This window comes from Stenotrophomonas sp. AGC87, from assembly GCF_057333975.1.
The window spans coordinates 180,453-192,056 of sequence record NZ_JBHFHW010000042.1 but is presented as its reverse complement, the minus strand read 5'-3'; the positions used below and the strand labels follow the sequence as shown (position 1 = coordinate 192,056).

Below are 11,604 nucleotides of genomic sequence, written 5' to 3'. Positions count from 1 at the left end.
GGGGGAGGTCTCTACTCGGATTCGGGGGAGGTCGGCGTGGCGGCGATGGCGGCGGCGTAACCGCCGTGGCCGTGGTCCAGCGAGCGCGCCACGCGCCCGGTGGTGGTCACGCTGACCCCGGTCAGCTCATGGATCTCGCGATACGGCACGCTCTGCTGCAGCAGCGGCACGACCTTCCAGCGGTCGGACAGCGCTTCCAGCTCGGCGGGGGTGCACAGATCGCGCAGGAACGCGGTCACCGCGTCCGGATCGGACAGGGCAGCAAAGGCGCGCGCCAGCGAGGCCAGATCGGCCTGGGCGTCTTTTTCGTGGGGGGCGGGACGTAGTTTCATCGTATCAATGTAATAGCGTGCTATTACATTAGCGCAAATGACGGCGGGCGGTCAAACCGCCGTCGCAGGCGGAATGGGCCGGTTCAGGGTCTGGAAACGAACAACGCCCGCGTTGGCGGGCGTTGTATGACTTACGGGTAGTTCGTGCCGACCAACGGTCGGCACTACCGGCAGCGGACCTCGGCACGCAGGCCACCGCTGCGCAGGCATTCGCCGAGCAGGCTGCCCTGGCGACTGGGGAGTGACTCCACGGCCTCCAGGGGTCCGGCACCGCCGGGACACCGGTTCCCGGCCAGCTCGCGCAGGTCGTGCTCAAGCTGTTCCCGATCAATCACATGGCAGCGATCGACCGAGAGCTGGTAGTGCCCCGGGCCGATCCGCTGGCTGCGCAGCGCCGGATCACTCTGGCAGGCGGCGAGCAGGAGCACCATCAGCGCTCCTGCCCCGACCCGCTTCATGCCATCGCCTTGGCCTGCTCCAGCTCGACCTGCAGCGCGCTGGCCAGCTCATCGCGGGCGACCTCGAACTGCTGCTCGCGCAGCAGATCCTTGACCGCCACCACGCCACGCGCCAGCTCATCTTCACCGGCCAGCACGACGAAACGGATGCCGGCCTTGGCCGCGTACTGGAACTGCTTGCCGATCTTCTTCGGCTCCATCTGCACTTCGGCGTTGATGCCGCCCACGCGCAGGCGACGGGCGATATCCAGCGACTCGGGCAGGCCGTTGTCATCCATCAAGGCCACCAGCGCATGCACGCTGCTGTCCTCGATACCGGCGATCAGACCCGCTTCGCGCAGCTGCCAGAACAGGCGGGTCAGGCCGATGGAGATGCCCACGCCCGGCAGCTTGGACTTGCTGTAGTGGCTGGCCAGGTCTTCGTAACGGCCGCCCGAGCAGATCGAGCCGATCTGCGGGTGGTCGGTCAGCGTGGTCTCGTAGACGGTGCCGGTGTAGTAATCCAGGCCGCGTGCGATCGAGAAATTCAGGCAGTACGCGGTTTCCGGCACGCCCAGTGCCTTGACCAGCTGCAGCACTTCGCGCAGCTCGGCCACGCCCAGCTTCAGCGTCTCGCTGGCGGTGCCGTCGGCCAGCAGCGCGTCCAGCTGCGCCAGTGCATCGGCATGGCTGCTCGAACGCACGGCCACGAAGGCCAGGATGCGCTCGACCTGCTCGGCCGGAATCGCAAAACCCTCGCCCACCAGCGTCTCGCGTACGTAATCGGCGCCGCGCTTGTCCAGCTTGTCCACTTCGCGCAGCACGGCCAGCTGGCGCTCGCCATCGGCCACGCCCAGGCTTTCGAAGAACCCACGCATCAGCTTGCGGTTGTTGAGCTGCACCGAGAAATCACCGATGCGCAGTTCGGCGAACACCGCGTGGATGACCGCCAGCACTTCGGCGTCATAGCGGGTGCTCAGCGCGTCCTTGCCGATCACATCGATATCGCACTGGTAGAACTCGCGGAAACGGCCGCGCTGGGCACGCTCACCGCGGTACACGCGCTGCATCTGGTAACGGCGGAACGGGAAGGTCAGGTCGTGTTCGTGCTCGGCGACGTAGCGCGCCAGTGGCACGGTCAGATCGAAGCGCAGGGCCAGCTCGGGCAGCGCCTTCTCTTCGGCTTCGGCGGCATTGGCCAGCGCGCCGGTGGACTGCACGAAATACACCTGGCGCTCGGTCTCGCCACCGGATTTGGTCAGCAGCACATCGGACAACTCGAACACCGGGGTTTCCACCGGCAGGAACCCGAACCGCTCGTAGTTGCGGCGGATGACGTCCAGCATGCGCTGGAACGCGATCTGCTCACGCGGCAGCAATTCCATGATGCCGGGCGGCGTACGGGGCTTGATCACTTGCGGGACTCCTGCGGAAACGGGGGGATGAGCGAGCGGCATATTCTAGCCGCTGCCAGCGCAACGAGCCGCATCCGGGCATCGGGACCGGGCCAATGGCGGCATGACGTATCATAGGCAGGTCCCGCTTGCTGACCTGACATGACCCGGCCCCACTCCGGTACCGCGCTTTCCGCTGTTGAAGACCCCACCGCCCCCGGTTGCTCGCCCCTGCGCGACTGCCTGCATTGCTCGGTACGGCACCTGGCGGTCTGCTCGGCGCTGTCGCCGGATGAAGTGCAGGCGCTGGAACGCGTCACCGTGTCCCAGGCACTGCCGCTGGGGTCCACCCTGGCCCGCGCCGGTGAGCCGCGCCAACATGTCTATACGATTACCGCCGGTGCGCTGCGCCTGGTCCGCACGCTGGCCGATGGCCGCCGCCAGATCAGCGGCTTCGTGCTGCCCGGCGATTTCCTGGGCCTGAGCGGCAGCGATCACCACCGCTATGACATCGAGGCCATCGCCGACAGCCGGGTCTGCCGTGTGGCCCTGCCGCAGATGAAGGACCTGCGCTCGCGCTTCCCGCATCTGGAGCGCAAGCTGCTGCAGCGCGCCTGCCAGGAGCTGGATGCCGCGCAGGATGCCGCGATGGCGCTGGGCCGGCTGCAGCCGGCCGAGAAGGTCGCCGATTTCCTGCTGCGGCTGGCCGCGCGCGAAGCGCTGCTCGGTGAGCCGGTGCTGCGCGTGACCCTGCCGATGGGCCGTGGTGACATCGCCGATCATCTCGGCCTGACCATGGAAACCGTCAGCCGCACCTTCACCAAGCTGCGCCAGCAGGGCCTGATCGCCCTGCCCCATCTGAACACCGTCGAGATCCTGGACGAAGCCGGCCTGCAGAAGCTCTCGGCCGACGAGTCGTACTGACCCCGATTACCGGCGCAACAGCACCTCACGCAGCGCCCCATACGCCGGTGCACAGGCTTCGGCCTGCGCGGGCCGCTCCAGCAGCGCGGCCAAGGCCGGCGGCACCTCCAGCGCCTGCCCGATCAACGGCTCCACCACCGACTCGAACTTGGCCGGGTGCGCGGTCGCCGCGACTGCCCAGTGCCCCTGTGCGCCCGCGGCCCGCAGGTGCTCCAGGCGCGCCACCGCCGTCGCCGTATGCGGGCAGAACACCTCGCCATGCAGATCATGGCGCCGCTTGATCAGTTCGCGGATGGCCGCGTCATCCACCGCTTCGGCAGTGAACGCGCCCCGCAGTGCCGCGTCATCGTCGTTGTAGAGCCAGCGCAGCCGCTCGAAATTACTCGGTGCCCCCACGTCCATGGCATTGGCGATCGTCGCCACGCTGGTCTGTGCCTGGTAGGCCTCGCCATGGAAATAGCGCGGCAACACATCATTGGCATTGGTCGCCAGCGCGATCTGCCCCAGCGGCAGGCCCATCGCCCGCGCCAGGATGGCCGCCATCGCATTGCCCAGGTTGCCAGTCGGAATCACCAGGTTGAGCACGTGGCCGGTCTGCGCCTGATGCACCAGGGCAGCGTGGGCGTAATAGCTCATCTGCGGCAGCCAGCGGCCCAGGCTGATGCTGTTGGCCGAGCTCAACGGCACCGCGTCCTGCAGCTCGCGATCGCCCAGCGCCTGTTTCACCATCGCCTGGCAATCATCGAACGATCCGGCGACCCGCAGCGTGTGGATGTTGTCGCCGAAGCACCCCAGCTGATGCGCCTGACGCGGCGAGACGCGGCCATCCGGGTACAGCACCACCACCCGGATTCCCGGCTGCCGATGAAAGGCTGCGGCGACGGCCGCCCCGGTATCGCCCGAGGTCGCCACCACGATCGTCAGTGGTCGCTCGCGGCCCTGCTGCAGGCGCGCCAGACACGCCGCGAGGAAGCGCGCACCGAAGTCCTTGAACGCCGCCGTCGGCCCGTGGAACAGTTCCAGCACATGGTCATCGGCGGTCGCCAGGGGGCGCAGTGGTGCATCGAAGTTGAAGGCCTGCTCGCACAATTCGGGCAGCGCTCTCTCCAGGGCATCGTCATGGAAATACGGGGCCAGCACCGCCGCGGCGGTCTGTGCGAAGGAACCCTGCGCTGACCAGCTCTGCAGTTGTGGGCGGTGTTCGGGAACGTACAGACCACCGTCCGGGGCAAGGCCGGCGGCGAGCGCCTGGCTGAGCGAGGCGGCGGGCGCAGCGTGACGCGTGGAAACGAACTTCATCGGACATCCCAAAGTAGAAAGAGTGAACGCGTCACAGCAAGCGCGCGGCAGGGGCATTCAAGGGCGACACCCAGGCCTGGCTGTCGAAGCCCGCGTCCGCGAACGCCTGCTGGACCGCCGCCTGCGAGGCAAACGCGGCATCCCGCTGCTCGAACCAGGCAAACACGCTGGGCCCCGCACCGGAGATGCTGGCGCCCATCGCCCCGCCCGCCAGCGCCGCGTCGCGCGCGGCGGCAAACCCGGCGATCAGACCGGCACGGCGCGGCTCGACCAGCACATCACGCAGGCCGGCACGGATCAACGCGGCATCGCCGGTGTAGCAGCCACTGAGCACCAGCGCCAGATTCGCGCTTTGCGCGACGAACTCGCCCAACGCGTAATGCCCCTGCAGCGCGGCGCGCGCACGGCGCGTCTCCAGCACAGCATCCGGATGCACCAGCAGGCTGTGCCAGGCCGCGGGCACCGGCACCGGCACCAACCGGTCCGCCGTGCTCAGTACCAGCCCGCCCAGCAGCATCGGCCCGAGGTTGTCGCCATGGCGGCCACCGCTGGCCACCGCCTCACCGGTCAACGCGAATGGATACAGCGCCTCGCGCGACAACGGCTGCGGCAACAGCGCATTGGCCGCGACCAAAGCGGCCACGCACGACGCGGCCGAACCGCCCATGCCCGAGCCCAGCGCGATGCCCTTGTCGATCTCCACCTCGAAGCCGAACGGCAGATCCAGCGCGGCACGCAGCGCGATCAACGCGGCGCCGGCGGTGTTGTCTTCGGCCCCCAGCGGCAGGTCCACCGTGGTGCCACGGATCGCGTGGATGCGTACCTCGGGCTCGTCGATCCGCCGCACCGTGACCGTATCGCCAACGCCTTCGATCGCATGGCCGAGAATATCGAACCCTACCCCCACGTTGCCGACCGAGGCCGGTGCGAATGCGCGTGCTTCCGTCATGCGGCCCTCACTCACAAGCGTGCTCCTTCGCCCACCGCCACGCGCAGCACATCGGCGAACACGCCGGCGGCGGTCACCTCCGGCCCGGCGCCAGGCCCCTGCACCACCAGCGGGTTATCGCAGTAGCGGCGCGTGGTGAACTGCACCACGTTGTCGGTCAAGCGCAGGTTCGCGAAGGCGTGCCCGGCCGGCAGCGCGACCAGGCCCACTTCAGCGCCGTCCGGCGTGAGGCGCGCCACATAGCGCAGCACGGCACCGTCCGCGCTGGCGGCCGCCAGGCGCTCGGCGAACACCGCATCGATCTGCGGCAGGCCCGCCATGAAGTCGTCCACGCTGGCCTGGCGCAGTGCTTCGGGCACCAGGCTTTCCACGCGCACCTGTTCCAGGCTGAGCTCACGGCCCGCCTCACGCGCCAGGATCACCAGCTTGCGCGCAACATCCACGCCAGAGAGATCATCGCGCGGGTCCGGCTCGGTATAGCCCATGCCACGCGCCTGGCTGACCAGCTCGGAGAACGGCACCTGACCGTCGTACTTGTTGAACAGCCACGCCAGCGTGCCAGAGAAGACGCCATCGATCGCCAGCACCTCATCGCCGGTATCGACCAGGTCGCGCAGCGTGGTGATAACCGGCAGGCCCGCACCGACCGTCGCTTCGTAACGGAAGCGCGCACCACTGCCAGCGGCTGCCTCGCGGATCGCGTGATAGCGCTCCAGCGGACCGGCACCGGCCTGTTTGTTCGGGGTGACCACATGGATGCCCGCGGCCAGCCAGCCGGCATAGCGGTCGGCCACGTCGGCGCTGCCACTGCAATCGATGATCAGCGCGTGCGGCAGATGGGCGGAGAGCAGATGTTCGGTGAATGCCTCCAGATCACTCGGCTGCGCCGGGCCGGACAGCGCCGCGCGCCAGTCACCTTTCAGGCCGCGCTCGTCCAGCACCATGCGGCTGCGCGAGGCGACCGCGCGCAGGCGCAGATCCACATTGGCGCGGCCGAGCAGCTGTACCTGGGCCGCCTGCAGCTGATCCAGCAGCGCCGCGCCCACATTGCCGGGGCCGATCACGCCGACCGAGAACGTCTGCGGCGACAGCCAGAAGCCGGCATGCGCCGCGCGCAGCGCCTTGGTCGCATGGCGGCTGTCCACCGCCACCGAGATATTGCGCTCCGAGGAACCCTGCGCGATCGCCAGGATGTTCACCTGCGCGCGGCCCAGCGACTCGAACAGACGCGCGGCCACGCCGGGCTGGCCGGCCATGCCATCGCCCACCGCCGCCAGCACGCTCACGTTGTCGGTCAACTGCACGCGCTGCACCTGGCCCAGGCTCAACTCATGCGCGAACGCCTGCAGCAGCGATTCGCGCGCGCGCACCGCCTCGGCCTGCTTCACCACGCAGCAGATCGAATGCTCGGACGAGCCCTGCGAGATCATCACCACCGACACATGCGCATTGCGCAGCGCTGCGAACACCCGCTCGGCCGTGCCGGGCACACCGATCAGGCCGGTGCCTTCCAGGTTGATCACGGCCAGGTCCGGGCTCAGGGTCAGGCCCTTGATGGGCCCCGAAACGGTGCGCTCGGCGGTGATGCGCGTGCCCGGATGGTCCGGATGGAAGGTGTTGCGGATGATGATCGGCAGGCCGCGCTCGATCGCCGGCGACATCGTCTGCGGGTGCACCACTTTGGCGCCGAAATAGGCCAACTCGCAGGCTTCGTCGTAGCTCAGCGCTTCCAGCTGCACCGCCTCGGGCACCACCCGCGGGTCGGCCGAGAGCACGCCATCCACATCGGTCCAGATGTGCAGCTCATCGGCGTTGAACAACGCCGCGAAGATCGCGCCGGAGTAGTCGCTGCCGTTACGGCCCAGCGTGGTGATGCGGTCCTGGCGGTCGCGGGCGACGAAGCCGGTGGCCACGATGCGCGATTGCGGGTGTTGCAGGCGCCACTGGGCCAGCCGCTCGGCGCTGCGCACCCAGTCCACGTCCACGCCCAGTTCGCCGCGCTCGATCACCAGCACATCGCGCGCATCCAGCACCGCGCAGTCTTCGCCCAGCGTCTGCAGATACTTCCCGAGCAGTTGGGCCGAATACACCTCGCCCATGCCCTGCACGCGGTCCAGTACTTCCGTGGGTAGGCCGCCGATCACTGCCAGCGCGCCCAGCACCTCGGCCAGCTGATCGAAGCGCTGGTCCAGCCACTCCACCGTCGCCCCGGCGTGCTCGCCGAGCAAGGCCACGGCAGCACCGCGGTGGCGTGCCCGCAAGGCGTGCCACTGTTCGCGCCAGGCCGAGCCGTCTTCCGCCGCCAACGTGGCCACGCCGATCAGCGCATCGGTAACACCCTTCATCGCCGAGACCACGGTGACCTGCATCGTCTCCTCACGCGCCAGCAGCAGCTGCGCCACATGGCGATAGCGCTCGGCATCGGCCACCGAGGTGCCGCCGAACTTGTGGACCACGGTGGTCACGCCGGCCCGCGCGGCGACGGAGACGGCGGGCTGGGCGGAAGGGGGAGCGGAAGCGGCGACAGAAGACATGCTGACCTCGATGGGAGGCCCCGCGTCACATCAGGTTTGAGAGTTTCCCCCGCCACCTGATCTGGGTGCGGGGCCGTGGTTTTCGGAAATTACGCGAAGACGACGGGCCGCACCGGGCGAGTGGTGGCGGTGGTAATGATGGTGGTACCGGTCGACACGGCCTGGCCGCCCGCGGAGGCGGGAACGAGCAGGTAGGCGTGGGCGGCGGTGATGACCATGGATCAAGAAAACTACGCCGCCGCCCTGCTTGTCAAGTGCTGCGCTGCAAAAGATGGCGGCACGTAAACCGCGGCCATCGTCGGCCAACAAGTTGCGATTGTGACCATCCAGCCACGGCAAGGCCGTTCCTACCCCACATGCTCCGCCACCGCCGCGGGTGGCCGATGGGCGTGCGCGCACATCAGCACGCCCGAGACCAGGCAGACGATGGCGACCGTTTCCATCAGCGTCGGCCAGCGCTGCTGCCAGGCAAAGCCGTAAAGCAGGGCGAACAGGGTTTCGAAGACGATCATCTGCCCGGTGAGGGTCAGTGGCAGGTTGCGGCTGGCGCGGTTCCAGCAGGCATTGCCGAGCACCGAGGCGACCACCGCCACGCCCGCGCTGATCAGCCAGAAGTTCAGCCACTCGCCCGGCGGATGCACCGTCGTACTGGTCAGGAACGCACTGGGCACCAGCACCAGGGCGAGCCCACCGGTGGTGATGCCGGTCAGCAGCGACCAGTCGTGGCCGGATAAATCCGGCCGGCGCGCCAGCCATCGGCTGTTGCCGATGGAGTACACCGCCCAGGACAACAACGCCCCGACCGCGCACAGCAGCCCGAGCAACCGGCGCCCGGCCGAGCCCTGCGCGTGTTCGGCCATCAAGGCTTCATAGCCCACCAGCGCCACGCCGAGCAGGCACAGCAGCAGCGCCGGGGCCAGGCGTCGCAGTGGCACCGCGCCTTCCTCGCGCACGCCGGCCAGGGTCACCACCACCGGAATCAATCCCACGATCAGCGAGGCGGCCGCACCGCCGGCCCACTGCACCGCATTGGCCAGCAGCAGGAAGTAGACCAGGTTGCCGGCCAGGCTCAGCCACAACAGACCCCGCCACTCGGGCCAGGCCAGCCGGTCCTTGAGCTGCCGCCAGCGCGGCGCGAGCAGAACGACGGCAATCAGGCCGTAGACCAGATAACGGCCGGCCGAGAGCTGTACCGCGTTGAAGCTGTGCAGCATCGCCGGGGCCAGGAACACCACGCCCCACAGCGCGCCGGCGGCAATGCCGTTGGCGATGCCCACTCCCATCGATCGTTTCATTGCGGCTCACGCGGTATGCATTGGCCGCGCAGTGTAGAAGCCGCGCACCGCGACGTCTTGACCGAGGCTACTGCCGCCGGAAGGCCTGCGGGGTCAGCCCGGTTTCCCGGCGCAGGGCACGGGTCAGCGCACTGTGCTCGGAATAGCCGGCATCCAGTGCGATCGTGGCGATGCTGTCGCTGCTGGTGAGCAGCCGGTGCTTGGCCCAGCGTAACCGGCAGGCACTCAGCCACGCCTGGGGAGGCACCCCGAATTCCTGTACGAAGGCCGCGTGCAGGCGGCTGCCGCTGATGCCGACCAGCGCGGCCATGCGGGCCACGTTCCAGTCCGCGCCGGGGTTGGCCGAGAGCCGGGTACACAGGGCATGCAGGCGTGCCGCGCTGCCAGCGGGCGCGTACTGCTGCAGCAGGGTCGCGAGCAGACCCTCACTGCCGTGTGCGGGCGCACCGGCCAGGCGCTGGCGCACTCCCTTCGGCAGTGCCAGCCAACGCTGGCGACGCAGGTGCTCCAGGGTGTGGTCATCGATCACCCCCGCCGGGCAATCGACGATCAACATCAGATGATCGCCATCGCCGGTCTGTGCATGCCCCTCGCCGGGCGCCACGAAGGCCCCCAGCAGCACATCCAGGCGGCCGCCAAACGCATCGACCTCGACATCCAGATCGCCGCGCAGCGGCAGCACCCATTGCGCAAAGTCATGCCGGTCCACATCGGTGGACGTTCCGTAACACCGCAGGTGGCAGGCGCTGGCGTGCATGGCGATAGTCTGCGCGCTGGGTGAAGGCCGCTGCAAGCAGCGGCGAAACGCCCGCGCATCCGCGTACCATGGCAGCCGACCCGTCCAACATGGAGCGTTCACCGTGGCCTGCACCATCGTTCCCCTCAGTGACCGCCCCGACCTGCTGCCCATCCTGGCCGAGTGGTATTTCCAGGAATGGGGACGCCACGTGCCGGACCTGACCCTGCTCGATCAGCAGCAGCGGCTGGAAGTGTTCCTGCAGGACGACGAGTTGCCCCTGCTGCTGATCGCGCTGGTTGACGCGGTACCCGTCGCCGCAGCGCAGCTCAAGTTCCATGAGCGGACCGAGCGGCCCGAACGATTGCACTGGCTGGGCGGCGTTTATGTCCATCCGGCGCACCGCGGGCGCGGCCTGGCCGAGAAAGTCATCGAAGAATTGCTGGTGCGCGGTCGCGCGCTTGGCGTACGCGATCTCTACCTGCAGACCGAAGCCGATGATGGGGGCCTGTATCGCCAGCTGGGCTGGGCACCGCTGGAATCACTGCAGCATGCCGCGGGCATGCCGGTCCGGATCATGGTCCGCAGCGTGGCCGCCGATCGCGTCGACTGAACGCGCGGTTGCGGCACCTTGGTTCAAGAATGAATGCGGCGCCGGTGAACGGCGTCAGCGAAAGCGCACCGGCTGCGGTGCCGGGCGGTCGGCCAGCGAGCCGAGCGTGAATGTGTAGCCGGCCTCTTCCAGCAGTTTGCGCATGCGCAGCTCCGCACGCTTGGGATAGGCCAGCGAGGTCGGTGCGTGCAGGGCGTAGGAGGTCGATTTCCCGGGCAGCGTTTCGCGGGTCACCGAGGACTGATTGGTCTCGCACGCGTTGGCCCACAGGTCCATCAGCACCTTCGGGCCGATGGATTGATTGTTGCTGAGACGAAGCGTCAGCCAACGCATGTGTTCCATGACAAATCCAAGCGGCTCTTTGTCCCGAGTATGCACCAATTCCCCCACTACCGTTCGGCGCCGTCTGGACCTTGTCCGCCACCCCGCCTGCCGGACACAAACAAACAGCCCCGGCAGTGCCGGGGCTGTTCTGGTTACCGCGTCAGCAAGCGCCTGAAACTCAGTGTTTCATGGCGTGCTTGCGGTCGCGCATCACGGCATGGCATTCCTGCACCTGCGGCAGCAGACGCTGGACTTCCTGGCGCGCGGCCGGCGAGGTGTCGGCGTCGGTCAGGGTGTCCTTGAACGCCTTCAGCAGGCGATCTTCGGATTCTTCCAGCTCGGCCACGTAACCGTACTGCTTGTCGCCCAGGGTGGCGCGCACCTTGCCGTAGAACTGCTGCATGGAACCGACGAAGGTGCCATGGTCTGCCGGCTTGCCGCCTGCAGCTACAACGGTGGCGCTCAGCGAGCGGACGATCTCATTCTTGACACCGGCGATACGGGTGAAGAGCGCCGCCAACTCGGCATCTTCGACCTTGCCTGCGGCCTCGGTGTAGAACTCCTGGCCATCGCGGGCGATTTCGATCAGGTCGTTCAAGTTATGCGCGGTCTTCGATTCGGTATTCACTGCGATGTACTCCTGTTGGTCCGGTTTGGCCCGTGTGTTGTTGTCGGGGTGAGTCGACCTTTCCGCATCGGCCATGAAGTCGGCGTGACACTGAAATGTGAGTGTTCAGCGAGCTCAACGTACTGCGCGGCAGATGTGC

13 protein-coding genes are annotated in these 11,604 nt (G+C 68.0%); 2 read left to right on the top strand and 11 right to left on the bottom strand.

Annotation, left to right across the window (positions count from 1 at the left end; genetic code table 11):
* Positions 1-11: 11 nt before the first annotated feature.
* From ACE026_RS18180 to hisS, 3 genes are all read right to left on the bottom strand, one after another.
* A complete protein-coding gene (locus tag ACE026_RS18180) occupies positions 12-332 on the bottom strand; it encodes a YerC/YecD family TrpR-related protein (RefSeq protein WP_486040229.1) in 321 nt (106 codons plus the stop codon).
* A 164-nt stretch (positions 333-496) separates the two neighbouring features.
* Complete coding sequence (locus tag ACE026_RS18175; protein ID WP_486040227.1) at positions 497-763, bottom strand: hypothetical protein; 267 nt, start codon at positions 761-763, stop codon at positions 497-499.
* Positions 764-786: 23 nt separating this feature from the next.
* A complete protein-coding gene (hisS, locus tag ACE026_RS18170; RefSeq protein ID WP_486040225.1) occupies positions 787-2,184 on the bottom strand; it encodes a histidine--tRNA ligase in 1,398 nt (465 codons plus the stop codon).
* Between the two features lie 141 nt (positions 2,185-2,325).
* Here hisS and ACE026_RS18165 point away from each other — a divergent pair, with 141 nt between their 5' ends.
* Complete coding sequence (locus ACE026_RS18165) at positions 2,326-3,087, top strand: Crp/Fnr family transcriptional regulator (RefSeq protein WP_486040224.1); 762 nt, start codon at positions 2,326-2,328, stop codon at positions 3,085-3,087.
* 6 nt (positions 3,088-3,093) lie between these two features.
* Here ACE026_RS18165 and thrC read toward each other — a convergent pair whose 3' ends face one another.
* The 6 genes from thrC to ACE026_RS18135 form a co-directional block, all read right to left on the bottom strand.
* Positions 3,094-4,386 (bottom strand): threonine synthase, encoded by a 1,293-nt coding sequence (gene thrC / locus ACE026_RS18160; protein ID WP_486040223.1) that lies wholly within the window; start codon positions 4,384-4,386, stop codon positions 3,094-3,096.
* A 31-nt stretch (positions 4,387-4,417) separates the two neighbouring features.
* Positions 4,418-5,335, bottom strand: a complete 918-nt coding sequence (locus ACE026_RS18155; RefSeq protein WP_486040222.1) for a homoserine kinase — start codon at positions 5,333-5,335, stop codon at positions 4,418-4,420.
* Between the two features lie 11 nt (positions 5,336-5,346).
* Positions 5,347-7,869: a bifunctional aspartate kinase/homoserine dehydrogenase I gene (thrA, locus tag ACE026_RS18150; protein WP_486040220.1), complete on the bottom strand. Its 2,523-nt coding sequence runs from the start codon at positions 7,867-7,869 to the stop codon at positions 5,347-5,349.
* 89 nt (positions 7,870-7,958) lie between these two features.
* Entirely contained in the window at positions 7,959-8,087 is a 129-nt protein-coding gene (locus tag ACE026_RS18145; protein WP_313211819.1) for a hypothetical protein, read from the bottom strand.
* A 129-nt stretch (positions 8,088-8,216) separates the two neighbouring features.
* Entirely contained in the window at positions 8,217-9,164 is a 948-nt protein-coding gene (locus tag ACE026_RS18140) for a DMT family transporter (RefSeq protein WP_486040219.1), read from the bottom strand.
* A gap of 67 nt (positions 9,165-9,231) precedes the next feature.
* Positions 9,232-9,921 carry a helix-turn-helix domain-containing protein gene (locus tag ACE026_RS18135; protein ID WP_486040217.1) on the bottom strand — a complete coding sequence of 230 codons (690 nt, stop codon included), beginning with the start codon at positions 9,919-9,921 and terminating at the stop codon, positions 9,232-9,234.
* Between the two features lie 103 nt (positions 9,922-10,024).
* On the opposite strand from ACE026_RS18135, the gene ACE026_RS18130 reads away from it, so the two are divergent.
* Positions 10,025-10,513 (top strand): GNAT family N-acetyltransferase, encoded by a 489-nt coding sequence (locus ACE026_RS18130; protein ID WP_486040216.1) that lies wholly within the window; start codon positions 10,025-10,027, stop codon positions 10,511-10,513.
* Between the two features lie 54 nt (positions 10,514-10,567).
* Here ACE026_RS18130 and ACE026_RS18125 read toward each other — a convergent pair whose 3' ends face one another.
* Positions 10,568-10,855, bottom strand: a complete 288-nt coding sequence (locus ACE026_RS18125) for a hypothetical protein (protein WP_046272599.1) — start codon at positions 10,853-10,855, stop codon at positions 10,568-10,570.
* 160 nt (positions 10,856-11,015) lie between these two features.
* Positions 11,016-11,465: a PA2169 family four-helix-bundle protein gene (locus tag ACE026_RS18120; RefSeq protein ID WP_019183020.1), complete on the bottom strand. Its 450-nt coding sequence runs from the start codon at positions 11,463-11,465 to the stop codon at positions 11,016-11,018.
* Between the last annotated feature and the right edge of the window lie 139 nt (positions 11,466-11,604).

What these genes read in the sequence shown, in the direction of transcription:
- ACE026_RS18145 (WP_313211819.1), bottom strand. Translation starts at nt 8,087, where the DNA reads ATGGTCATCACCGCCGCCCACGCCTACCTGCTCGTTCCCGCCTCCGCG.
- ACE026_RS18155 (WP_486040222.1), bottom strand. Translation starts at nt 5,335, where the DNA reads ATGACGGAAGCACGCGCATTCGCACCGGCCTCGGTCGGCAACGTGGGG.
- ACE026_RS18125 (WP_046272599.1), bottom strand. Translation starts at nt 10,855, where the DNA reads ATGGAACACATGCGTTGGCTGACGCTTCGTCTCAGCAACAATCAATCC.
- ACE026_RS18180 (WP_486040229.1), bottom strand. Translation starts at nt 332, where the DNA reads ATGAAACTACGTCCCGCCCCCCACGAAAAAGACGCCCAGGCCGATCTG.
- ACE026_RS18135 (WP_486040217.1), bottom strand. Translation starts at nt 9,921, where the DNA reads ATGCACGCCAGCGCCTGCCACCTGCGGTGTTACGGAACGTCCACCGAT.
- ACE026_RS18140 (WP_486040219.1), bottom strand. Translation starts at nt 9,164, where the DNA reads ATGAAACGATCGATGGGAGTGGGCATCGCCAACGGCATTGCCGCCGGC.
- thrA (WP_486040220.1), bottom strand. Translation starts at nt 7,869, where the DNA reads ATGTCTTCTGTCGCCGCTTCCGCTCCCCCTTCCGCCCAGCCCGCCGTC.
- ACE026_RS18175 (WP_486040227.1), bottom strand. Translation starts at nt 763, where the DNA reads ATGGTGCTCCTGCTCGCCGCCTGCCAGAGTGATCCGGCGCTGCGCAGC.
- ACE026_RS18165 (WP_486040224.1), top strand. Translation starts at nt 2,326, where the DNA reads ATGACCCGGCCCCACTCCGGTACCGCGCTTTCCGCTGTTGAAGACCCC.
- thrC (WP_486040223.1), bottom strand. Translation starts at nt 4,386, where the DNA reads ATGAAGTTCGTTTCCACGCGTCACGCTGCGCCCGCCGCCTCGCTCAGC.